Source organism: Neobacillus sp. YX16 (assembly GCF_030123505.1).
GTDB lineage: Bacteria > Bacillota > Bacilli > Bacillales > Cytobacillaceae > Neobacillus.
Genome location: NZ_CP126115.1, coordinates 1836741 through 1858422, shown reverse-complemented (window position 1 = coordinate 1858422; position 21682 = coordinate 1836741). Strand labels below are relative to the sequence as shown.

At 37.1% G+C, this 21682-nt stretch carries 24 protein-coding genes and 1 other annotated feature; all 24 genes read right to left on the bottom strand.

Annotated features, from left to right (window positions below; translation table 11 throughout):
* Nucleotides 1-3 precede the first annotated feature (3 nt).
* The 24 genes from pyrR to spoVE all read right to left on the bottom strand — a co-directional run bounded on the left by pyrR (nucleotide 4) and on the right by spoVE (nucleotide 21576).
* Nucleotides 4-546 (bottom strand): bifunctional pyr operon transcriptional regulator/uracil phosphoribosyltransferase PyrR, encoded by a 543-nt coding sequence (gene pyrR / locus QNH48_RS09190; RefSeq protein ID WP_283954645.1) that lies wholly within the window; start codon nucleotides 544-546, stop codon nucleotides 4-6.
* A gap of 180 nt (nucleotides 547-726) precedes the next feature.
* Entirely contained in the window at nucleotides 727-1638 is a 912-nt protein-coding gene (locus QNH48_RS09185) for an RluA family pseudouridine synthase (protein WP_283954644.1), read from the bottom strand.
* A complete protein-coding gene (gene lspA / locus QNH48_RS09180) occupies nucleotides 1610-2101 on the bottom strand; it encodes a signal peptidase II (RefSeq protein ID WP_283954643.1) in 492 nt (163 codons plus the stop codon). Before lspA ends, QNH48_RS09185 begins: the two co-directional genes overlap by 29 nt.
* 77 nt (nucleotides 2102-2178) lie before the next feature.
* Complete coding sequence (locus tag QNH48_RS09175; protein WP_283954642.1) at nucleotides 2179-2475, bottom strand: hypothetical protein; 297 nt, start codon at nucleotides 2473-2475, stop codon at nucleotides 2179-2181.
* Nucleotides 2476-2620: 145 nt separating this feature from the next.
* Nucleotides 2621-5392: an isoleucine--tRNA ligase gene (gene ileS, locus QNH48_RS09170; protein WP_283954641.1), complete on the bottom strand. Its 2772-nt coding sequence runs from the start codon at nucleotides 5390-5392 to the stop codon at nucleotides 2621-2623.
* 73 nt (nucleotides 5393-5465) lie between these two features.
* Nucleotides 5466-5705, bottom strand: a binding site (T-box leader).
* A gap of 50 nt (nucleotides 5706-5755) precedes the next feature.
* Nucleotides 5756-6271, bottom strand: coding sequence for a DivIVA domain-containing protein (locus QNH48_RS09165; protein WP_095247724.1), 516 nt, complete (start codon nucleotides 6269-6271; stop codon nucleotides 5756-5758).
* 95 nt (nucleotides 6272-6366) lie between these two features.
* Nucleotides 6367-7140, bottom strand: coding sequence for a YlmH family RNA-binding protein (locus QNH48_RS09160; RefSeq protein WP_133369457.1), 774 nt, complete (start codon nucleotides 7138-7140; stop codon nucleotides 6367-6369).
* Between the two features lie 33 nt (nucleotides 7141-7173).
* The gene (locus tag QNH48_RS09155) at nucleotides 7174-7437 is read right to left on the bottom strand and encodes a YggT family protein (RefSeq protein WP_283954640.1); all 264 of its coding nucleotides are present in this window, start codon (nucleotides 7435-7437) and stop codon (nucleotides 7174-7176) included.
* 5 nt (nucleotides 7438-7442) lie between these two features.
* Entirely contained in the window at nucleotides 7443-7877 is a 435-nt protein-coding gene (locus tag QNH48_RS09150) for a cell division protein SepF (protein WP_095247727.1), read from the bottom strand.
* The gene (locus QNH48_RS09145) at nucleotides 7874-8566 is read right to left on the bottom strand and encodes a YggS family pyridoxal phosphate-dependent enzyme (RefSeq protein ID WP_283954639.1); all 693 of its coding nucleotides are present in this window, start codon (nucleotides 8564-8566) and stop codon (nucleotides 7874-7876) included. Before QNH48_RS09145 ends, QNH48_RS09150 begins: the two co-directional genes overlap by 4 nt.
* A complete protein-coding gene (gene pgeF / locus QNH48_RS09140) occupies nucleotides 8563-9387 on the bottom strand; it encodes a peptidoglycan editing factor PgeF (RefSeq protein WP_283954638.1) in 825 nt (274 codons plus the stop codon). Before pgeF ends, QNH48_RS09145 begins: the two co-directional genes overlap by 4 nt.
* 73 nt (nucleotides 9388-9460) lie before the next feature.
* Nucleotides 9461-9730, bottom strand: coding sequence for a YlmC/YmxH family sporulation protein (locus QNH48_RS09135; protein WP_095247730.1), 270 nt, complete (start codon nucleotides 9728-9730; stop codon nucleotides 9461-9463).
* 197 nt (nucleotides 9731-9927) lie between these two features.
* On the bottom strand, nucleotides 9928-10707 hold the full coding sequence (gene sigG, locus QNH48_RS09130; protein ID WP_095247731.1) for an RNA polymerase sporulation sigma factor SigG: 780 nt from the start codon (nucleotides 10705-10707) through the stop codon (nucleotides 9928-9930).
* 170 nt (nucleotides 10708-10877) lie between these two features.
* The gene (gene sigE / locus QNH48_RS09125; RefSeq protein WP_095247732.1) at nucleotides 10878-11597 is read right to left on the bottom strand and encodes an RNA polymerase sporulation sigma factor SigE; all 720 of its coding nucleotides are present in this window, start codon (nucleotides 11595-11597) and stop codon (nucleotides 10878-10880) included.
* A 44-nt stretch (nucleotides 11598-11641) separates the two neighbouring features.
* Nucleotides 11642-12580: a sigma-E processing peptidase SpoIIGA gene (gene spoIIGA, locus QNH48_RS09120; RefSeq protein WP_283954637.1), complete on the bottom strand. Its 939-nt coding sequence runs from the start codon at nucleotides 12578-12580 to the stop codon at nucleotides 11642-11644.
* A gap of 238 nt (nucleotides 12581-12818) precedes the next feature.
* The gene (gene ftsZ, locus QNH48_RS09115) at nucleotides 12819-13952 is read right to left on the bottom strand and encodes a cell division protein FtsZ (protein ID WP_095247734.1); all 1134 of its coding nucleotides are present in this window, start codon (nucleotides 13950-13952) and stop codon (nucleotides 12819-12821) included.
* A 42-nt stretch (nucleotides 13953-13994) separates the two neighbouring features.
* Nucleotides 13995-15284: a cell division protein FtsA gene (gene ftsA / locus QNH48_RS09110; protein WP_095247735.1), complete on the bottom strand. Its 1290-nt coding sequence runs from the start codon at nucleotides 15282-15284 to the stop codon at nucleotides 13995-13997.
* Nucleotides 15285-15422: 138 nt separating this feature from the next.
* Nucleotides 15423-15776 (bottom strand): small basic family protein, encoded by a 354-nt coding sequence (locus QNH48_RS09105; RefSeq protein WP_283954636.1) that lies wholly within the window; start codon nucleotides 15774-15776, stop codon nucleotides 15423-15425.
* Nucleotides 15776-16513 (bottom strand): DUF881 domain-containing protein, encoded by a 738-nt coding sequence (locus QNH48_RS09100; protein WP_283954635.1) that lies wholly within the window; start codon nucleotides 16511-16513, stop codon nucleotides 15776-15778. The genes QNH48_RS09105 and QNH48_RS09100 overlap by 1 nt, the downstream gene beginning before the upstream one ends.
* Nucleotides 16514-16564: 51 nt before the next feature.
* Nucleotides 16565-17272 carry a DUF881 domain-containing protein gene (locus tag QNH48_RS09095; RefSeq protein WP_283955723.1) on the bottom strand — a complete coding sequence of 236 codons (708 nt, stop codon included), beginning with the start codon at nucleotides 17270-17272 and terminating at the stop codon, nucleotides 16565-16567.
* A complete protein-coding gene (locus tag QNH48_RS09090; RefSeq protein WP_283954634.1) occupies nucleotides 17253-18053 on the bottom strand; it encodes a cell division protein FtsQ/DivIB in 801 nt (266 codons plus the stop codon). The genes QNH48_RS09095 and QNH48_RS09090 overlap by 20 nt, the downstream gene beginning before the upstream one ends.
* Nucleotides 18054-18245: 192 nt before the next feature.
* Nucleotides 18246-19154 carry a UDP-N-acetylmuramate dehydrogenase gene (gene murB, locus QNH48_RS09085; RefSeq protein ID WP_283954633.1) on the bottom strand — a complete coding sequence of 303 codons (909 nt, stop codon included), beginning with the start codon at nucleotides 19152-19154 and terminating at the stop codon, nucleotides 18246-18248.
* Between the two features lie 63 nt (nucleotides 19155-19217).
* Entirely contained in the window at nucleotides 19218-20321 is a 1104-nt protein-coding gene (gene murG, locus QNH48_RS09080; protein WP_283954632.1) for an undecaprenyldiphospho-muramoylpentapeptide beta-N-acetylglucosaminyltransferase, read from the bottom strand.
* Between the two features lie 154 nt (nucleotides 20322-20475).
* Nucleotides 20476-21576, bottom strand: coding sequence for a stage V sporulation protein E (gene spoVE / locus QNH48_RS09075; protein ID WP_283954631.1), 1101 nt, complete (start codon nucleotides 21574-21576; stop codon nucleotides 20476-20478).
* Between the last annotated feature and the right edge of the window lie 106 nt (nucleotides 21577-21682).

Here is a 21682-nt window from a genome sequence, read left to right as displayed (position 1 = left end):
TATTTACTTTTCAAAAATACTTACTTGGTCAACCTTATCGACATCTTGTAATTCTACAACTACTTTTTCACTACTCGATGTTGGGATGTTTTTACCAACATAATCTGCTCTTATAGGAAGTTCACGGTGTCCACGGTCAACGAGAACTGCAAGTTGTATAGTAGAAGGGCGGCCAAGATCCATAATCGCGTCTAGTCCTGCTCTAACAGTTCGACCTGTATATAAAACATCATCAACAAGAATAACTTTTTTATCTTTTAATTCGACCGGAATATCTGATCCCTTAACAAGTGGTTCTTGATCATCAGTTTTCTTAGTTAAATCATCACGATATAAGGTAATGTCCAGTTCGCCAACAGGTATAGGTTTCCCTTCAATTTCTTCAATCTTGGCAGCGAGTCTCTCCGCAATGAATATTCCTCTTGTACGAATTCCTACGAGGACACAATCTTCAATCCCTTTATTTTTTTCTATGATTTGGTGAGCAATTCTTGTTAATGCTCTTCCGATTGCTTGTGCATCGAGTACTACGGCTTTTTGATTCATTCTCAACACCTGCCTAATTTAATAAAAAAACCTCTCACGCTTCGAGGTGAGAGGTAAAAGAGTTTATCAGTATGGGCATAGATATCCCCAAACCAATTAATCCGTTTCCTTCTCAGCCTCACAGGACTGATTTAAAGGCATATTCAACTGTTATTATCGTACAATAATTCGACAAATGTGTCAACGATTATTTCGTAACTGTTCTAAAACCTCTTCGAATTCTACTGGCAGCGGTGCTTCGAATTCAAGGTATTCACCGGTTCTTGGGTGGTTAAAACCAAGAACTCCTGCGTGTAATGCCTGCCCATTGATATCAAGTGTTTTCTTTGGACCATACTTAGGGTCACCTGCAAGCGGATAGCCAATGTATTTCATATGGACCCTTATTTGGTGTGTTCTTCCTGTCTCTAATTGACATTCCACAAATGTAAAATCCTTAAACCGTTCAATCACCTGAAAATGAGTTACAGCATGCTTACCATTATCCACAACGGTCATACTTTGTCTATCTCTCGTATCTCTTCCCAGCGGTGCATCAATCGTTCCAAAATCGTGAGGTATAACTCCATGCACAATAGCTTTATACTTCCGAGTAACAGTCTTTTCCACTAATTGGTTAACAAGCTTTTCATGGGCCATGTCATTTTTAGCCACCATTAAAAGTCCAGAAGTGTCTTTATCGATACGATGAACGATACCAGGCCGTAGAACACCATTTATACCTGATAAATCTTTACAATGAGCCATTAACCCATTAACAAGCGTTCCCGTTAAATGTCCAGGGGCTGGATGAACCACCATGCCGCTAGGTTTATTAACCACTAAAACATCTTTATCTTCAAAATAAACCTCTAAATCCATCTCTTCTGGGATAACATCGAGTAGTTCTGGGTCGGGAATACTAATTTCGATTTCATCATTTAAACTGCATTTGTAATTTGTTTTTATCTTTTGTCCATTTACAAGGACATTGCCATCTTTGATCCATTGCTGAACTTGAGTTCTTGACCATTCCTCATCTAAAGTTGAAATAACTTTATCAATTCGATCGCCTTTTTGTTGTTCAAGAATGGTGTGTTCCATTTTCTCCATATGATTTCTCCTTTGTTTCACGCTCATCACGCAGCATTTGTATCATTAATAATACTACGCCAATGACTAAAGCCGAATCCGCAATATTAAATACTGGGAAGTTATAATTGAAAATATACGTATGAATAAAATCAACAACTTCTTTTCGAAGCAAGCGGTCAATAAAGTTACCTATCGCTCCACCTAGCATAAATGCCAGCGAGACACCTAGCAGCCACTTACCCTTTGCTTCTTTTTGAATGTAATAAATGATCGCAATGATTACTATAGCAGTTATGACATAAAAGAACCACATTTGTCCTTGTAGGATTCCCCATGCTGCACCGCGATTTCGGTGAGAAGTAATATACAAAAAGTCCTCAATAACTGGGATACTTTCACCAAGATGCATTTTTGTGACGATCAGCCATTTCGTCATTTGGTCTAATAAAATAATAAAAATTGCGATTAAATAATAAAACACTAAGGAATACCCCCATCTACGAAGACTTTACTTCCTTAGCATTTTAGCATAATCTTTAGCGAAACAACAATGGAAGGTTAGAAAAAGCCGGAATTAATTGTTTTCTTGTAAAAATGCTCTAAGTTGTCAGAATCCTTAGATGACTTTATTGTCGGCATATTCTTTAATAGATGTTCGGGGAGAGGTTCACCTGACGCTTCACACTGGCCAAAATTACCTTCTTCTAACTTTTGAATGGCAGTTGAAATATCCGCTAATTCATCTTCTAATATAGGGATCATCCATTCATTTTTCTGCTTATTTTTCAATGATTTTAAAATTTCTAATTGTGTTTTACGGAGTTCCCAAAACAGCTGTTCCTGCATTGCATTCATAGTTGTAACCTCCGTTAAGTCATTTCTACTATTATCTCCCCTTAATTTGACCTGACCCGGGAAAACATTTGACATCTGGAACAACAATTAACGGAATAGGATAAAAAATGAAAAAACCCCATGAAATTATCATGGGGCATTCATTTTAAGCTAAGTGTGTATAGTTTTCTTTAACTACTTCTGCACAGCGTGGGCAAAGTGTAGGGTGCTCTGAATCTTTTCCAACTTCTGGTGTTACAACCCAACAGCGTTCGCAAGTTTCGCCTTCTGCTTTCGTGACAACAATAGCAGCAGTATCTAATTTAATTGCATTTTCAGGTGCTTGGTCATAGCTTCCTGCGACTTCAAATCCTGAGATGATAAATAATTGCTGCATATTCTCATGAATAGAGTCTAACAGTGTTTTCGTATTCTCATTCACATATAAGGAAACCTTTGCAGTTAATGATTTACCAATAACCTTTTGGTTTCTAGCTTCTTCAAGTGCTTTTAAAACATCATCACGCAGCTTCATAAATGAAGTCCATTTTTCTTCTAATGCAGCTGCATTTTTTAGTTCCTGATATTCTGGCATATCCGTTAACTGCACACTTTCTTCTGTAACTGCAGGAATGAATTTCCATACCTCGTCAGCAGTATGAGAAAGAATTGGTGAAACTAACTTTGTTAACGCAATTAATGAGTCATATAAAACCGTTTGGATTGCACGTCGTTCAAGATTGTTAACTGACTCAATATATAGAACATCCTTAGCGAAATCAAGGTAAAATGCACTTAAGTCAAGGGTACAGAAATTATTAATACTATGATAAATACCTGCAAACTCATAATTTTCATATGCCTTGCGAACATTTTTAATCAACTTATTTAATTTTACGAGCATAAATTGATCAACTTCACGAAGGTTTTCGAATGAAACCCTATCTGTTGCAGGGTTAAAGTCAGCTAAGTTACCAAGCAAGAAACGGAAGGTGTTACGAATTTTTCTATAAACCTCTGCAACCTGCTTCAAAATTGCATCGGATACACGAACATCGGCTTGATAATCAACTGATGCAACCCATAGGCGGAGGATATCTGCTCCTAATTGCTTCATTACCTTTTCAGGTACCATGACATTCCCTAATGATTTACTCATCTTTCTGCCTTCTCCATCTAAAGCAAACCCATGACTTAACACACCTTTGTATGGAGCTTTGCCTGTTACTGCCACTGCAGTCGATAAGGAAGAGTTAAACCAGCCTCGATATTGATCCGAACCTTCTAAATATAAATCAGCCGGGCGAACCAAGTCATCTCTTTCTAAGAGAACCGCTTGATGTGATGAGCCTGAATCAAACCAAACATCCATAATATCTGTTTCTTTTGTAAACAATCCATTAGGACTTCCTGAATGTGTAAAGCCTTCAGGCAATAGTTCTTTCGCTTCACGCTCAAACCAGATATTTGAACCGAATTCCCGGAACAAACCAGAAACATGTACAATTGTTTCATCTGTAATGATTTCCTCTCCATTTTCAGCATAAAATACCGGGATTGGAACTCCCCAGACACGTTGGCGTGAAATACACCAATCGCCACGGTCTCGGACCATATTAAATAGTCGTGTTTCGCCCCATGCAGGTACCCATTTTGTTTCTTTTACTGCTTCAAGAAGGTCATTTCGGAAATCCTTAATGGAAGCGAACCATTGTGCAGTAGCTCTGAAAATAACAGGTTTTTTCGTTCTCCAATCATGTGGATAGGAGTGAGTAATAAATGAAAGCTTTAAAAGCGCCCCTCTTTCTTCTAATGCTTGAGAAATCGGCTTATTTGCACTGTCGTAAAATAATCCTTCAAAACCTGGTGCTTCGCTTGTCATTACACCTTTATCATCTACAGGGCAAAGTACTTCAAGTCCATACTTTTGACCGACATGGAAGTCATCCTCCCCGTGTCCTGGTGCGGTATGAACACAGCCAGTTCCAGCATCAGTTGTAACATGATCTCCTAGCATTACTAAAGAGTCACGGTCATATAATGGGTGTGCTGCAAGGATATTCTCTAATTCATTTCCTTTTACTTTCTGAATAACCTCAAGCTCTTCCCAGCCTATTTCATTCGTTACTGCTTCAAGAAGAGCTTCAGCTACTAAGTATTTATTTCCGTTCACTGCAACTACCACATAAGTTAGGTCTGGATGAACCGAAATTCCTAAGTTAGCCGGAATCGTCCAAGGTGTAGTCGTCCAAATGACAATTTGAACATCTGAATCAAGAACCCCTTTTCCATCCTTAACTTTAAATCCTACATAAATGGAAGGTGACTTCTTATCCTGATATTCAATTTCTGCTTCAGCAAGAGCTGATTCACTTGAAGGGGACCAATATACAGGTTTAAGACCTTTATAGATATAGCCTTTTTTCGCCATTTCTCCGAAGACTTTAATCTGCTGCGCTTCGTATTCGGGCTTAAGAGTAATATATGGATTTTCCCAATCACCACGAACTCCAACGCGTTTAAATTGTTCCCGCTGATTACTTACTTGTTCGAGTGCATATTTTGTACAAAGCTGACGGAATTCTGCAACCGTCATCTCTTTTCGTTTTACGCCCTTATTTGTTAATGCCTGTTCAATTGGCAAACCATGTGTATCCCAGCCTGGAACATATGGTGCATTGAAGCCGCTCATTGATTTAAAGCGAACAATAAAGTCTTTTAAGACTTTGTTAAGAGCGTGGCCCATATGAATATCACCATTTGCATAGGGAGGTCCATCGTGGAGCACAAACATTGGACGTCCAGCAGTCCGCTCTTGAACTTTTTTATAAATATTCATTTCTTCCCACTTTGCCTGAATTTCAGGTTCTCTTTGTGGAAGATTGCCACGCATTGGAAATTCAGTTTTTGGCATTAATAACGTATCTTTATATTCCATTTCTTATTCCTCCTGTAACACTCATCATAATCAGAATAGCCAATAGACAAATAAAAAAACCCTCTCATCCCATAAAAGGGACGAGAAGGTTTTATTCCCGCGGTACCACCCTGATAGATAGCACGAAAAAGTACTATCCTCTTTAAGATTCGTAACGTGAATAACCCGCCATAGCTTACTTTCTTTAAAATAAAGTTTCAGCCTGGGACTCAAGGGTGATTTTCCAATTTCTCACTTTTCCCAGGCTTCCACCATCCCCGGCTCGCTATCAAAAGTTTATGAAAAAATGTACTGTCCCTCTCATTGTCATTTCCATTCTTTATTTACTTATTAGAAAATTATATGCGAAATAATACCAATTCGTCAAGCTAAGGAATCTTCTTCTTGATGGATTTTAAGTTCCGTTGCATCCACCTCATACTCTAATAAATGATCCCAGTCATCCGTATTTATCATATCCAGCTGGGCTTCTATCAACATTTTAAAACGAGTACGGAATACTTTTGACTGCTTTTTCAAATCCTCGATTTCAAGAGCAATCTTTCTCGCTTTTGAAAGTGACTCATTTACAATACGGTCAGCATTCTTTTCTGCTTCCTTAATGATGAGCTTAGCTTCCTTTTGTGCATTTCGTTTTACATCTTCACCAGCCTCTTGTGCAATAATAATAGACTTGTTTAATGTTTCTTCAATATTTACAAAATGACCTAAACGGTCCTTCATTTCATTTAAACGTTCTTCTATTTCTTTCTTTTCACGAAGGACTAATTCATAATCCTTTATGACTTGATCTAAAAATTCATTTACCTCGTCCTCATCGTAACCACGAAAACCTTTATTAAATTCTTTATTGTGAATATCTAACGGCGTTAACGGCATGATGCCACCTCCAAGAATCTTTCTTCTGTATGTATTAAGTGTATAAAAGCATAAATTCGACAAAGTTATTGATAATCCTGCAAAAATCAAAAAAATTATTTTTGCTTTCCGACAACAATTCGCCATTTATCCTTTTTGGTTCTTCCTTCAATTGACAAAATCTTAACTCTTCCGTAGCCTCTAACTGACAACAAGTCACCTACTGCACATTCAAAGGAATGATTTTCAATAGATGTCCAGTTCACCTTCACCAATCCTTGTTGAATGAAAAGTTGAGATTTTTGCCTCGATATATGATGAATACCAGAAATAATTGTATCGAGCCGTAAGGAGGAAACAGTGATATCCTGTTCCATCCATAAATCATCAACTGTAATTGCCTCTTCAAGATCTACCTCTTTTAATCGTATTGATGCTCTTCCAATTGATTCTAAATTACTTTTAATATAGTCGCCGATTTCAGTACTTGAGAAAAATTGAACACGTCCATCTTTCATAAGAATGTCGCCGAATTTCCCTCGTTTTAATCCTAACGACATAAGAGACCCGAGAACTTGGGGATGTTCTATGGAAACAAATTTAATGGGATAATCAATTTCAAAAAGGGTAATTTGAAAATCCTTCTCATCAGGTATGATATAATCCGGCATAATCAATGCCCGCTTTCTTTCACCCTCTGAACTGCCTCCAAATAGTTGATACTTAATACTTCCATTCTCACCAATTATGGTCTTTAAAATATGCTGCTCTCTTGGGTCAAGAAAATCAGTAAGTTTAGATGTATAGCTGGAATCAACAAAATCCTTCCAATGTAATACTTGATCAATAAACTCCCGTTCCTCTGGGCGAAAATGCTGATAAATATTCATGTTTAACTCCTTAGGCCGTTTAGGCTGGCTAAATTAAGAAATTAAGTTCTGCAAAACTCTTAAGCCTTGAGGGGCGAAAGATAAGATTAGAAATGCCGCTAAAGGGGATAAGTCCATCATACCTATTGGTGGAATGATTCTTCTAAACGGTTCCAGAAACGGTTCACATAACTTACCCAGAATTGTCCCAACCTGTGAGTCTCTCATATTTGGGAACCATGATAAAAGGATATAAATGATAAGCATCCATTTATATATTCCAATAATTTGGATCAACAGGTTAAAAATCATATCCATTTCTACTACCACCTCGTATCATGAAATTCTTGTTCCCTTACTAGTTCAGAAATATTGCCAGAAATCTCAACATTATCTGGTGTACACAAAAATATACTGGAGCCGATTTTTTGAATGTCCCCGTTTAATGCATAGACTGCTCCACTTAAAAAATCGACGATTTGTCTTCCTTCCTCGTGACCGATGCGTTGAAGATTGACGACAACTGCACGACGGTTTTTCAAATGATCCGTTATATCCTGAGCTTCAGCATATACTCTAGGTTCTACTAAAATTACTTTAGCACCCTTTTGTACACTCTGCAGACTTACAACGTTTTGAGGCTTCGAAGGCTGTTTTAGGGGCTTTATAGGTTCAACCTTCTCATATTCATCCTGATTATTATCATCAAAATCATCATCTAAAAAGAAAAAAGTTTTTAACTTAGATTTTATCGTCATCTTTTATCCTCCTCACCAGCCTCACCGACAAGTGCCGTTCCTATTCTAATCATCGTCGCGCCCTCTTCAATGGCAATTCCAAAGTCATTAGACATCCCCATAGAAAGCTCCGTACATGGTGCGAAATCAAGGTTACAATTCTTTACTTCTTCACGGAGCTCTTTTAACCTTTGAAAACAGTTTCGAAGCTGCGCTTCATCATCTGTAAATGGGGCCATAGTCATTAAACCTTCAATACTAATATTCTCGTACGGCTGAAGATTTTTAATAAAGTCAATTACATCCACGGGAGCAAGTCCATGTTTTGATTGTTCTTGAGAAACATTCACTTGAACCAAGCATTTCACTTTTTTTTGTGCACGTTTATTAATTTCCTCTGCTAATGAAATACGGTCCAAAGAGTGTATATATTCTACTTTATCAATAATATTTTTAACTTTGCGAGTCTGAAGTGTCCCAATATAATGCCATAGAGGCTTGTCCACTAATACTTCCCACTTTGCTAACAGTCCATCATCTCGATTTTCACCTAGATTTATTATACCAGCTTCCAAAGCTTCCTTGGCTCTTTCTATGCTGACATATTTGGTTACGGCAATCAGTTTCACTTCATCAGGAGCCCGATTTACCCTTTGGCATGCATTTCTTATTTGCTGTTTAATATGTATGAGATTTTCTGCAACCTTCATTCGGTGGTCTCCTTCCATCCTATATAACTTAGCATCCTTCCTGTTTTACCTTGGTCACGGCGATGAGAGAAAAATTCAAATTGGTCACAACTAGAACAAAGTTTAGTCATTTGGATATTTTCTTCCGGAACACAAGCTTTAAGAAGAATTATTTTATTCAGTTTTCGTAAGTCCAACGTATACTGTCCCTCTTTAATTAAATTATAGGGTTTTTCTTCGACATCTACTAGTGATTTTTCTACAAAGTTAATGACATAATCATTAACAATATAACATTTTTCACAAATAGATGGACCTATAGTGACAAAAATTTGATTAGGAAGTATTCCTTCTTCTCGCCATTTCTCTACCATTTTCTGTGCAATTTCGTTTACAGTGCCTTTCCAGCCAGCATGTGCAGCACCAATCATCCTATATTCAGGAGCAATAAAAAAAAGAGGGACACAATCGGCATAGCAAAGAGTTAATAAAATTCCCTCTTCATCCGTATAAAAACCATCCGTCCCCTTAAAGGCATTTTCATAAGAATCTGCCCCAAACCCACGGTCAGCGCTTGTAATTTTTCTAATTAGGGTTTCATGGGTCTGTTCTGCCCCTACCCAATGCTTCACTGGAAATTGAATGAAATTAGCTAACTTATTCCGATTAGAACAAACAGCTTCCTTTAGGTCTCCAACATGAAAGCCCATGTTAAGATTTTCAAAAAAACCTGTACTGCTGCCGCCTTTTTTGGTTGTTATTCCAGTAACTAGCCCCGGATACTTTTCCATCCAATTTTCAATTATAAAATATGATTCATTTTCATATACAAAAGGTTCCATACTTAACCTCATTTGTTTTTTTTCTAGTTTACCATGAATATGTTAAATGGTCACCGTCAGATGCTGTTAATAGCTATACTTCCATTTCCTCTGTAGTCCTTTCTTCAATATTCTTATATCTAACCAATATTACATCTTGACCTATTTTAATAATATTTTTCCATGGAATAACAATATCTTCTTCCCTTCCAAAAAAGCCTAGGACTTTACCATTACCGGTAACGATAACCGCTTCTATTTTACCTGTGGAAAGATTAATTTCAATATCACCAATGTTTCCAAGTTTTTTACCATCAGACACATTCACTACATCTTTAATTTGAAATTCAGAAATTTTGACCATTTCTCTCACTCCCGCCATTTTTATCCTAATGTAAATATATGATTAGATTGGTCAATTTATCTGTAAATAAAAGAAAAAATAAAGCTGCCCAAATGAGGAAACTGGAGGCACAGAAATAAAAAGGGTGACCCGCTACTTAATGTAGCGTTTCACCCTTTGAACGTTCCCGCATATTTGCAGTTTCCTCTTGGACAGCTTTAGCTTTGAATATTTTTATTCATTTGCTTGATGGCAGCTTTTTCTAAACGAGAAACCTGTGCTTGTGAGATTCCAATTTCATCGGCTACTTCCATTTGCGTTTTTCCCTGGAAGAATCGCTTTCTTAAAATTAACTTTTCACGCTCATTTAAGCGCCGCATGCCTTCTTTTAAGGCAATTTCTTCAATCCAGTGAATATCTTTATTTCGTTCATCGCTTAATTGGTCCAACACAAAAATTGGGTCGCCGCCATCGTTATAGATTGGTTCGAACAAGGATACTGGGTCTTGGATAGCGTCAAGCGCAAAGACTATTTCTTCGTGAGGGACTTCTAATACTTTAGCAATCTCCTCCGCAGTTGGTTCCCGTGAAGTTTCACTCATTAATCGTTCCCTTACTTGCAAGGCCTTATAGGCGATATCTCTTAAGGACCTTGAAACGCGAATAGGATTATTATCGCGCAGGTATCTGCGTATTTCGCCAATAATCATTGGTACGGCATAAGTGGAAAACTTTACGTTTTGACTTAAATCAAAGTTATCAATCGATTTCATAAGCCCAATACAGCCAACCTGAAACAGATCATCAACAAACTCGCCCCGGTTGTTAAACCTCTGAATAACACTAAGAACGAGTCGTAAATTTCCGTTGACGAGTTTTTCTCGTGCTGTAATATCGCCCTCTTGCATTTGCCTGAAGAGTAATCTCATTTCTTCATTTTTTAATACAGGAAGTTTTGATGTATCTACGCCACAAATTTCAACTTTATTTCGAGTCAATCCCTTTTCCCTCCTCATAGGAGTTGCTGTACAAAAAACAGTATTTCCTTGAGGAGGAAAAATATGCACTTGTAGTTTTTAAGGAATTGCCAAGGATTAGTCGAAAAATACGATGATTACTTTGGTTTCAATGGTCTTTCCATAAGTAAAAAAAATCTTTTTTTGTAACCTTATACCATCTTATTAAATTCTTTTCTTAATCTTTTGATTATTCTTTTTTCCAGACGGGATATATATGATTGAGAAATACCAAGCATATCGGCTACGTCCTTCTGTGTTTTTTCTTCTCCATTGGTAAGTCCGAAGCGAAGCTCCATGATTTGCTTTTCCCTATCACTTAGTTGGTGCAGAGCTTTGGTTAATAGTTTTCTATCCACATTCGCTTCTAAATCCTTCGTAATGATATCATCATCTGTCCCCAAAACATCTGATAGTAATAATTCATTACCGTCCCAATCAATATTTAATGGTTCATCAAATGAAACTTCAGATCTAATTTTATTATTTCTGCGCAAGTACATGAGAATTTCATTTTCAATGCATCTGGACGCATATGTAGCCAGCTTAATCTTTTTCTCAGGATTAAACGTGTTAACTGCTTTAATTAAGCCAATGGTACCAATACTAATTAAGTCCTCAATATTAATTCCGGTATTTTCAAATTTTCTAGCGATATACACGACAAGCCGAAGGTTACGTTCGATTAATATCGATCTTGCGGCCTTATCACCGCCTGGAAGCTTATTTAAAAGCACCTCTTCTTCATCTTTACTTAAAGGAGGCGGTAAGGCTTCGCTGCCGCCAATATAATAAACTTCATCACTTTTAATTCCTAATTTGATTAGTATCTTATACCAGTAGTAGGATAAGCGAAGTCTCCATTTTTTCACGCAAGTTCCTCCTTCTAAAATCTGTTTTTACGAGTATAGTATTATTAGCTTACTTTCGCCGAATCATCATGCTGTTTTGGCCCGGTGAGCATTTTTGGATGGACAATGCATTGAAAGGCATCATCGGCAGATAATTGCTGCATAGTAAACGATACAAGGCCTTTTTCACATAAATAACTTTCACCCTTAGCGTCAATCAATATTGAGTCAGGCTTAACAGCAACGATAAGTTGATGCTCTTGTCCTACCACCCGGCAAGGTACAATCCTTAGCTTATTTTGCCATTCAACCGGAAATTCCACATTTCCGAGAATCAGAGATTCAGGATCGGCTGCCATTTTTTTTACCGGTTCGGCCACATTTTCAAAGATATTCTTGATAGAAACAAACATAACAGGAAGTTTGGTTAATGGATCATAAAGCTGATTTCCACTGTCGACTAGACCTTTAAAAGTAAAAGATTCTGCATTAATTCTTAGAGTGACATTTACAATCTGATCAAATTGAATTTTGGTCATTTCCATTCCTTCAATATTCCTCTTTGAGAAATGCCAAGCAATTGGAAAACCTAATATAACAAAAAGCCAGCTGATTGGATCACCAAACCCCGTAACATTGGAAATCATTACCTTTGTGGACATCTCTGCATCAAATTGTACAAAATAATGAGCTCCAATTAATGCTCCTCCGATAAGAAAGGTTGTTATATAAAGAGTCATTAACGCCTTTATGAAAAATGATAATCTTTTATAACCGAATACAATTAAAACCATTACAACCGAAAATAGAAGCTTTGATATTGGATGATTGGAATAGTTGTGTAATGGTGTAAACGACAATAATATGATTAATGAACCAATAAAACCACCTGCTAATAACCTCCATATTCGAATTCGTCTTTTTAGAAAAATGGCTGATAGATAGAGGAGAAGGCTATCAAATAACAGATTAAGAGCCCAAATAACATCTAAATATACCGACAACAAGCCTTCCCCCTTTTAATGTCTCCAGTAAATTAGTAGCTTTATGGATTATACATAAGGGTGTATGAAATTCATTTCTATTATTCTGTTTAGGAAAAAGTATAACCTACTTTATGGGCTAAAGTGTGTCACTTTCTGTAATCAAAAAAACAGAAATTTCCACTATAAACAACGTATTTTGTCTAATTTCATTTAGATAAAAAAAGCATGGTCCTTTTGGACCATGCTTTTCGTCAAATTATCTTCTGCGGTTTCTGTTACGTAAGAATGTTGGGATATCTAGAGTTTCCTCTTGAGGTGCGTTGTTATTACGCACAGGTTCTTGTGGAACTTCTTCACGCTTTTGTTCTCTCTTCATTGTATTCAACTGTGGTTTTGCTTGACCAAATGCTGGACGAGCTGTCTTTGGCTGGACAACTTCTTCATTAAATCCGGTTGCAATAACTGTAACAATGATTTCATCTTTATGATTTTCATTAATGACTGATCCAAAAATCATATTTACTTCCTGATCAGATGCTGTCGCTACAATATCAGCTGCTTCTTGTACTTCATACAAGCTTAAGTTGCTGCCGCCAGTAATATTCATTAGAACTCCTTGTGCACCATCAATAGATGTTTCTAACAAAGGAGAACTAATAGCCTTTTTCGCCGCTTCCGTTGCACGATTTTCACCCGTTGCCATTCCAATTCCCATTAATGCAGATCCTTTGTTTGACATAATGGTTTTCACATCAGCAAAGTCCAAGTTAATAAGACCAGGAACTGCGATTAAGTCTGAAATACCCTGAACCCCTTGACGGAGTACATTGTCCGCTTCACGGAATGCTTCAAGCATTGGAGTACTTTTATCTACAATTTCAAGAAGGCGGTCATTCGGGATTACAATCAAAGTATCTACTGCCTCTTTCATTGCGCCGATCCCACCTGCAGCCTGATTAGACCGCTTTTTCCCTTCAAACGTAAACGGACGAGTTACAACGCCGACCGTTAAAGCACCTAAATCACGGGCAATTTGTGCAATTACAGGTGCCGCACCTGTACCTGTTCCGCCACCCATACCAGCAGTTACAAACACCATATCCGCACCACGCAGAGCGTCTTCTAATTGCTCTTTACTTTCTTCTGCAGCTTTCTTACCAACCTCAGGATTTGCACCTGCACCAAGTCCTCTAGTTAATTTTGAGCCAATTTGCATTTTCACTTCTGCTTTTGAAAGGTTTAAAGCTTGTGCATCGGTATTAACTGCGATGAATTCTACTCCTTGAACACCATGTTCAATCATTCGGTTTACTGCATTGTTTCCTCCGCCGCCAACCCCAATAACTTTTATAGTAGCAAGAGAATCTAAATTTGTATCAAACTCTAACATGACAAATCCTCCTAATTCGTCGATATTCCTTTTCGTGTTAGCTTATTCGAAAAAGAGACCAAGGAATTTTTTTACTTTTGATGACATCTTATCTTCCGGATGTTTTTCTGGCTTTGCTTTTGGTTGTTGTTGTTGTTGTTTTTGAACTTTCTTCTCGATTGGTTCAGAAACAGGTGCTGAAGCGACGAAGGTCCCACCTGGTAATCTAGCATTCTTGTATGCATATTTGATTAAACCAACCGCAGTTGTATATTGAGGTTCTCTTACTCCAATATAATTGGGAACGGCTTTGCGAACTGGACTTTGGAATATAGATTGAGCAAGTTCTAATACACCTTGCATATTTGCAGTACCACCTGTAAAAACGAATCCTCCAGGTAAATCATTTATTCCTAATCGTTTCAATTCATGAGCAATCAATTCGAAAATTTCTTCCATTCTAGCTTCTATGATTTCAGATACATATAATTGATTAAATTGCTGATGCTGATCACTTCCTATAATAGGAACACTGAAGAATTCATCCTCTGAAGCATCATCGTAAAAAGCATGTCCATATTTAACTTTAATTTTTTCAGCATCCTCAGTAGAAGTGTGTAATACCTTTGAAAGGTCATTTGTAATTAAATCTCCTCCAACAGGAATTACACTAGTTGCAGCCAAGTATCCTTGTTCGAAATAAGCAATGGTTGTAGATCCGCCGCCTAAATCAATTAATGCTACACCTAAATTCTTCTCATCCTTTGACAATGCATAATCACCAGCTGCAAGCGGCTGTAAAATAATATCTGTAATTTCTAAACCAGCACGTTCTACACAACGCAGTGTATTTGTAATAATAGCATTTGATCCAGTGATAAGTGTTCCTTCAACTTCCAAACGAACGCCAATCATGCCACATGGATTATTAATTTCATCCTTACCATCAAGGATAAATTGTTTTCGTATTACTCCGATAATCTCTCTATCTTGAGGAATAGAAACTACTTGAGCTTCTTCAATAACACGTCTAACATCATCATTGGTAATTTCACGATTTTGACTAGAAACCCCTACAATTCCACGGCATGGTTCAAGAGCAACCTGATTACCAGAAATACCCACAATCACTTGGCGTATTTCCATTCCAATCATTCTTTCTGCTTCTTCAATAGCACGTTTAATAGAATGAACGGTATCATTAATGTCAATGATAGATCCTTTACGCAGCCCTTCTGAATTTACATTCCCAACACCAATTATATTGATAGAGTCATTGACAATTTCACCGATGATTACTTTTACACTGGATGTACCGATGTCAAGACTTACATATATTTCATTGCTGTTCATTCTTTGGCACCTCCTTAGCATTACTTCAGTCGAACAACATTTATATTTCACAAGATATAATAATAAAAAAGTACACACCTATATCTTATAAAATTATTCGTCACAACTAAATAATTCCCTTTAAAAAAATCAATTTTTTTATATTTTTTCTTTGTTTTTTGACCATTTTGTCAATAATATTCGTCTTATTACAGCTATATTTTGAAATAAGCGTACACCAAAGGCAAAAACAGCTGCTAAATACAAGTCTACACCAAGATGAACGCCTAGAAAAGCTAAACTTGCAGCGAGTATTATATTAAAAAAGAAACCAGAAACAAAAACTTTTTCATCATAAATATTTTGCAGATGCGCCCTTATTCCACCAAATAAGGTGTCAAGAGCTGCGAGAACTGCTATAGATAAATAATTAGAATATTCTTCAGGAATCCTAATATCTGTTAATAGACCAAGAAATACTCCAAGGATTAATCCTAATACCGGCAGCCACATTATGTATTCCCTCCTTCATTCGCCTTCAATGACTCTAAAAATCGAATCCGGATAGGGTTATCATATGCGGGGATGGTAACCTCAGGGGTTGGTTCTGAAATAACCAGCTTAAGGTTTTCAGTGAAAAATTCCTCTGTAGCTTTAGATGCTTTTATCCGATTGTATAGTTTTTCGGCTATTTCAATATTATCTACACCGACTTTAACTTCTATCGGTAAACTTGATATTGCATGACCATCAACTTTTGTTTCATTATTGATATCTCTTATAACCGTAGTATTGATAATTCTTTGACCATCTACTGATACGTACTTTGCGTCATACATATTTAATTCATTCAATAATCTTTTTAGCAGTTCAGGTGAAACATCCTTTGATACTGGTGTTCCTAATTGGATTTCCTCCAAAATAGGTTGAATTTTCAACGTTAGACCTGGAACTTGTACTTCCGTCAATCCGGCCTCATTTTTCAATTCATTTATCGTATCTCTTAAAGCCTGTTCCTTACTCTGCTTTTGCTTTGATTCATAGGCCAGTAATTTTTCTTCATTGGATCTAATTTCACTTACTAACTCCGATTGCAATTCTTTTTCTTGGAGCAAAGCCTCCCGCAGCTGCCACAAATCACGAGTATCGCGTTCGACAGGTTCCTTTACAGTTTGAAACTGAATGGCAATCATAAAACCAATTACTGTGGATATTGCAATAAAACTAATATTATTTTTATGCTTGTCCACTTTTTTCACCTTACCTTTTAAAATTTATCTTTTCGTGGACATATTCAATATCTATGAGTTTCCTAAAATGGGATTTAGGATAACTTCGTTCTGTTTTTCTAAAGTAAAGACAATATTATCGTTAACGAGTTGATCTTTCACACCACCGGTAAGGTTTAATGCAGACGTCAATACATCAGGGTCACCAATAGCTGTAATAACAAACGGTGCTGGATGTTGAATTCCATCAACCGTAATAACAGGTCCGTCACATAGTATATAGGACTGGCTTGTTAATCTTTGGCCATTTATGGCAATGGCAGCAGCACCTGAGATGTAAAGTTCATTGATTACTTTAAAAACATGGTGTTCATGAACAAGATAGTTATTAATATTTTCTTCCTCTGGGTCATAGGCTCCATCTGATAACTGTACCTTTACACCTTGTCCCTTAACCTTAACTTTCCCTAAGAACATTCGGTAATTCTCTGCATCTTCGGCAAGATTCAGATAGGCTTCCGCTTCTTTTGAAAGGTCTTTTTCGTTTTCTAGTACTTTCTCTTGCTTTTGGTTTAATTCCTTTTGTAATTTCCGATTCAATTCTTCAATTTCAATTAATTGATTTCTCAGGTCTAAGGTTTTTTCCCATTGTTTACTTGTTAAATTTTTATTTTTTTTATTTATTTCTTTTTGAGTAAAGTGATAAGAAAATGCAATCATAAACCCAAGAACAAGGCATACAAGGGATAAAATTACATGCTTACCCTTCACCTTTATCATTCTCAATTTCTGATTCCTCCGATTCGTCCGCTTTCAATTCATAGGCTTTAAAATATGAACCTACCTCTAAATCGATAATACCCTTTTTGTTAGGATCTAACTGGCTAATGATTGAAGGATAATGAATCATTTTTTCCGAAAAACTTCGTAATGTGGCACTTACTTCAAAACCATCATTCATAAATAAAGAAATATGATATTGATCCGTTTTTTTCGGGGTATAGTGTACTTCAGAGATTGCGTTTAGAACTTCATCCGGAAGCTCTTCAAGAGCAGAGACTGTTTCTTTAAGGATAGCTCCCTCTTTAAATTTAAAAAGAATGGGTGCACTGACAGGTATTTCAGACACTTCCCTATCCTTAAGGATTTTTCCGTTTTCCATAACAGGGTAATAGGAGTTATCCGACTCGAGATAAGCAATTTTTTTTCGTTCCTCAATCTCAATCATTACTGTATTTGGCCATACAATTTTAACCTTTGCCTCTTTAATAACATTCACCTTTTGTAGATTTAATTCAATTGAATCTTTCTTTACACTCCAAATATTTGTTTTTTTTGATAAATGACTGGTACTGATTATTTCATTTGTTGACAGTAAATCATTTCCCTTAATGGTTATCTTTTTAACATGACTTAATGGCGACTGTACATATGCAACGACGGCAATCATGGTAAAGAACAAAAATAGAAGAATAATGAGCCTTCTATTGGCTTTACGACGTCTTTGCTCTTTAAGCTTTGGAATTCGATCCTCAAGAGCGACAATCTTACCTTTATCCATACACTTCCCTCCATTAAGAATAACGCTTAGCATGTCCTAAAAGAAAACCTATGATTTCTACCCGCTTTTCCTGCCTAAAAAGCGAAAACAACGGCACGAAAAATCATGCCGTCATTCATTTTCTCAGTTTTTTCCCATATTTATAATGAGTAATTATAACACAAAATTTGTAATAAGTACGATTAATTCTTATTACTTACGGCCAATAATTTCTACCTCAGTCTCCATTTTAATTCCATATAAATGTAGAATTTTATCTTTAATATACTGAATTAAATCTAATACATCCTTGGCAGTTGCATTACCGGCATTTACAATGAAATTTCCGTGCATTTCTGAGATTTTTGCACCGCCAATTTGGAAACCTTTTAAGCCGGCTTCCTCAATTAATTTACCGGCATAATTTGGAAGCGGGTTACGAAAAATACTTCCTGCACACGGGAAATTCCACGGCTGTGTTTCTTTGCGATAATCTTTATTTTTTTGCATTTTGGAAACAATAGCAGTCCTATCACCCATTGTCAGCTTAAATTCCGCTTCAAGTACGATACCAGGGCGTTTCTTTTGGAGGACAGAGGTCCTATAGGTGAACTCCATTTCATCATTTGAAAGCCATTCAATGGACCCGTCTTCAAACAATATATGCGCCCTTGTTAAAATCTTACTAATATCAGAGCCATGTGCTCCTGCGTTCATATAAACTGCTCCACCAACAGATCCTGGAATGCCGCTGGCAAATTCAAGTCCAGACATGCCCCTCTTCGAAATTAATGTTGATAAGCTGACTAAAGAATGTCCTCCTCCAACTGTAATAGTGGACTCATTAATGGATAGATGGTTTAATCCAGAACCTAATCTTATTACCACACCTTCAATCCCCTTATCAGAAACAAGAAGATTAGATCCTCTGCCAATAGCTCTCCAGGGAAGTTGACGTTCCTTAATGAGGTTCATTACTTTTTGAATATTTTCCAATGATGATGGTTCAATAAAGAGATCAGCCGGACCTCCAATTTTCATTGTTGTATGCTGGGATAGCGGTTCATTTCTCTTCACTTTGCCAATATTTAATTCTTGAACTTCTGTAAATAATCCGTCCATTCCTATCACCCTATCTTTCAAAACAAACGTATAGTTTTAGTTTATGCTAAAAACTGTATTGGGCTACTTTTGTTTTCCTTGGACTAGCTGTTTCATAAGTTTATTTAGCCTTTCAGCAGAGTCCGGTACCCCTAAATTTTTTGCTTTTATTTTCATCATTTTTAGATTCTCTTGGTCTAACAGAATTTTGTCTATATGTTGAATTAGACTTTTGCTATTTAAGTCTTTCTCAATAAGTAATTCTGCTGCTCCATGGTCACTAAGTGACCTTGCATTTTTTTCTTGATGATTATTCGTAACATAAGGACTTGGCACGAGAATACTCGGAATTCCTAATGAAGTGATTTCAGCAAGTGTCGTTGCACCTGCTCTTGAGACAACTAAGTCAATCCCTGCCAGAACCTCAGGCATGTTATGAATAAAAGGCTTAATCACTACGTTTTTAGGATTCCCAACAAGTTCAGCTTCTTTTTGCACGTCGTCAAAATGCACATCCCCCGTAATATACAGGACTTGATAGGGCTTTTCACCAAATTCAGATAGCGCCTTAACAACAGCATCATTTATGGGTCTTGCACCACGGCTGCCCCCGAAAATTAATACTGCTGGCATTGTCGTACTTAAGCCTGTTGAAAGTCTTCCTTTAATGCCATCTTGCCCAATGACTTCGGATGCCCGCGGGTTACCAGTAAAAACCACTTTTTCTTTTGGGAAATATTCTCGTGCCTCTTCAAAACAAATAGCAATCTTGTTAACATATCTGCTTAAAAATTTATTTGTTAACCCAGGAACACTATTCTGCTCGTGGACAATGGTTGGAATTTTTAATTTAGCAGCTGCATATACAACGGGCCCACAGACATAACCACCTGTTCCAATTACAATATCAGGCTGGAATTCTTTTAGCATTTTTTTACTGTCCCTAGCACCTTTTAAGAATCTTACAATCGTTTTGATATTATCTAAGGATAATTTTCTTTTGAATCCGGTAATATGGATAGATTTAAAAGGAATCTTTTCCCGAGGAACAATTGTACTTTCCAACCCGCTCTTTGTCCCTATGTATAAAACTTGCGCATCCTTATTTTCTTTTTGTATTTCCCTTATGAGTGCAAGAGCCGGATAAATATGTCCTCCAGTTCCACCGCCGCTTACTACTATTTTCATATGCCCACCTCAAATTAAAAAATGCTTTACGCTCATTTCTTATCCTATCTTACTATAAAATTAACAGAAGGTAAGGAATGAAAAAAGAATGTTATCTAATTGTAAACTAACAAAAAAGATAAATAAAAAGACCCTGCCTCAAGAACAGGGTAAATTAATATCTAGAATAACGGCTTATGTTTAATAAAACACCTATAGCCATCAACATTAAGGTTAGAGAAGATCCGCCATAACTCAGGAACGGAAGAGTGATTCCAGTAACAGGCATTAAACCAGTTACTACACCGACGTTTATCATAACTTGAATGGCGACCATTGAAATGATACCAACTGCCAGAAAGCTTCCATACAAATCGGGTGCCCCTAAGGCAATACGAATTCCCCTCCATAACAACAGTGCAAATAAAAGCAGAATAAAGGAACCGCCAATAAAACCTAGTTCTTCTGCTAATATTGCAAAAATGAAGTCAGTTTGTGGTTCAGGTAAGTAAAAAAACTTCTGTCTGCTTTCACCTAGCCCAAGACCGAATAAGCCGCCTGGACCAATTGCATAGAGCGATTGGATAATTTGAAAACCACTCCCTAGCGGGTCTTGCCAAGGGTCTAAGAAGGAGGTGATCCTTTTCATCCTATAGGGAGCAGAAGCAATCAAACCTACAAATCCTGCTAATCCTATTAAACCTAATAATGCAAAGTGTCCAACTCTAGCACCCGCAATAAATATCATAACTACACAGGTGCCAATCATTACAGTTCCAGTACCTAAATCTGGTTGGAGCATAATCAAGGCAAAGGCAACAAATACAAGACCTAAAGATGGCACCAGCCCTTTTTTAAAGGAGGTGATCAATTTCTGTCTCTCAGAAAGAAACTTCGCTAAAAAGGCAATCATAGCAAGCTTCATAAACTCTGATGGCTGAACGGAGAAGGCACCTACGCCAATCCAGCTCCGCGAGCCATTTCGAACATTTCCAACCCCTGGAATGAGTACGAGTATTAGTAACACAAAACAGGTTATCAAAATGACCTTTGACCACTCTCTCCATGTCCAATAATTAATATTCATGATAAAAAACATGGCTGCAATCCCAACACCCGCAAATAGCGTTTGTCTCTTTGCAAAGAAGAACGAGTCATCGAATTTATATTCCGCCCATACCGCACTCGCACTATAAACCATAATAAGCCCTACTGCCAATAACGTAAATGTACAAATTAATAATATAAAATCAGGAGTTGTTCTCTTTGTCGGCACACCTAACACCTCGAATAGCAAGTTTTAAGGCTTCGATAGATGTCCAGCTCCAGCGACTAGGAGCTCGGGGTCATAAGCCAATCCAACGAGAAGGTTAAAGAACAAC

Coding starts and splice junctions, on each gene's coding strand:
- pyrR (WP_283954645.1), bottom strand. CDS start 546: ATGAATCAAAAAGCCGTAGTACTCGATGCACAAGCAATCGGAAGAGCA.
- QNH48_RS09185 (WP_283954644.1), bottom strand. CDS start 1,638: ATGGAGAAAATGGAACACACCATTCTTGAACAACAAAAAGGCGATCGA.
- QNH48_RS09175 (WP_283954642.1), bottom strand. CDS start 2,475: ATGAATGCAATGCAGGAACAGCTGTTTTGGGAACTCCGTAAAACACAA.
- ileS (WP_283954641.1), bottom strand. CDS start 5,392: ATGGAATATAAAGATACGTTATTAATGCCAAAAACTGAATTTCCAATG.
- QNH48_RS09165 (WP_095247724.1), bottom strand. CDS start 6,271: ATGCCGTTAACGCCGTTAGATATTCACAATAAAGAATTTAATAAAGGT.
- QNH48_RS09160 (WP_133369457.1), bottom strand. CDS start 7,140: ATGAATATTTATCAGCATTTTCGCCCAGAGGAACGGGAGTTTATTGAT.
- QNH48_RS09155 (WP_283954640.1), bottom strand. CDS start 7,437: ATGGATATGATTTTTAACCTGTTGATCCAAATTATTGGAATATATAAA.
- QNH48_RS09150 (WP_095247727.1), bottom strand. CDS start 7,877: ATGACGATAAAATCTAAGTTAAAAACTTTTTTCTTTTTAGATGATGAT.
- QNH48_RS09145 (WP_283954639.1), bottom strand. CDS start 8,566: ATGAAGGTTGCAGAAAATCTCATACATATTAAACAGCAAATAAGAAAT.
- pgeF (WP_283954638.1), bottom strand. CDS start 9,387: ATGGAACCTTTTGTATATGAAAATGAATCATATTTTATAATTGAAAAT.
- QNH48_RS09135 (WP_095247730.1), bottom strand. CDS start 9,730: ATGGTCAAAATTTCTGAATTTCAAATTAAAGATGTAGTGAATGTGTCT.
- ftsZ (WP_095247734.1), bottom strand. CDS start 13,952: ATGTTAGAGTTTGATACAAATTTAGATTCTCTTGCTACTATAAAAGTT.
- ftsA (WP_095247735.1), bottom strand. CDS start 15,284: ATGAACAGCAATGAAATATATGTAAGTCTTGACATCGGTACATCCAGT.
- QNH48_RS09105 (WP_283954636.1), bottom strand. CDS start 15,776: ATGTGGCTGCCGGTATTAGGATTAATCCTTGGAGTATTTCTTGGTCTA.
- QNH48_RS09095 (WP_283955723.1), bottom strand. CDS start 17,272: ATGATAAAGGTGAAGGGTAAGCATGTAATTTTATCCCTTGTATGCCTT.
- QNH48_RS09090 (WP_283954634.1), bottom strand. CDS start 18,053: ATGGATAAAGGTAAGATTGTCGCTCTTGAGGATCGAATTCCAAAGCTT.
- murB (WP_283954633.1), bottom strand. CDS start 19,154: ATGGACGGATTATTTACAGAAGTTCAAGAATTAAATATTGGCAAAGTG.
- murG (WP_283954632.1), bottom strand. CDS start 20,321: ATGAAAATAGTAGTAAGCGGCGGTGGAACTGGAGGACATATTTATCCG.